Here is a 940-nt window from a genome sequence, read left to right as displayed (position 1 = left end):
CTAGGGCGTGTTTCAGAAGTGGATCTCTGGGTGAGATGATCTTGGTGTGGGACGTGGAGATCTGACCGATCAGCAGTGGGCGAAGCTGGAGCCGTTGCTGCCGGTAGGGGTCAAGAGTGGGCGGCCGCCGACGCACTCGAAGCGGCAGCTCATCGATGGCATCCGGTGGCGAGGACGCACGGGTGCGCAGTGGCGGGACGTGCCGGAACGCTACGGCCCGTGGCAGACCATCTATGGACTGTTCCGTCGATGGCAACGCGACGGCACGTGGCAACGGATCCTGACCCAGCTGCAGGGCGAGGCCGATGTGGACGAGTTGATCACGTGGGACGTGAGCGTGGATTCCACCGTCGCCCGCGCGCACCAGCATGCTGCTGGTGCGCGCAAAAGGGGGACCTGCAGTGCGAACCACCCGGCGGGGTCACCGTCGAGCCGGACGATCACGGACTCGGCCGATCCCGGGGCGGACTGACCACCAAGACGCATCTGGCTTGCGAGCAGGGCCAGAAACCCCTGTCGATCGTGATCACTGCGGGGCAACGGCACGATTCTCCGCAGTTTCAGCCCGTGTTCCATCGCCTGCGGGTACCGCGCGGTGGCCGCGGGCGCCCACGCACCCGCCCAGACAGGGTCGTGGCGGACAAGGCCTACAGCTCCCGGGCCAACCGTGCCTACCTGCGCAGGCGCGGGATCAGCTGCACCATCCCCGAGAAAGCTGATCAAGCCCGCTATCGCAGAGCCAAGGGCCACCGCGGTGGGCGCCCACCCGCGTTCGATGCCGAAACCTACAAGCAGCGCCACGCCATCGAGTGCTGCATCAACCGGCTCAAACGCCACCGCGCCGTGGCCACCCGATACGACAAACTCGCCGTCCGCTACGAAGCCACCGTGACCATCGCCGCCATCAACGAATGGCTCTAACTTATGAAACAGACCCTAG

1 pseudogene is annotated in these 940 nt (G+C 66.0%); it reads left to right on the top strand.

Annotated features, from left to right (window positions below):
- Positions 1 to 46: 46 nt before the first annotated feature.
- A pseudogene (locus tag ACYVJE_RS22985) lies at positions 47 to 921 on the top strand (IS5 family transposase).
- Positions 922 to 940 lie beyond the last annotated feature (19 nt).

The sequence above is a fragment of the Salinifilum aidingensis genome (assembly GCF_054782015.1).
The sequence above is the reverse complement of the archived record's forward strand: the minus strand, read 5'-3'. Positions and strand labels throughout refer to the sequence as shown.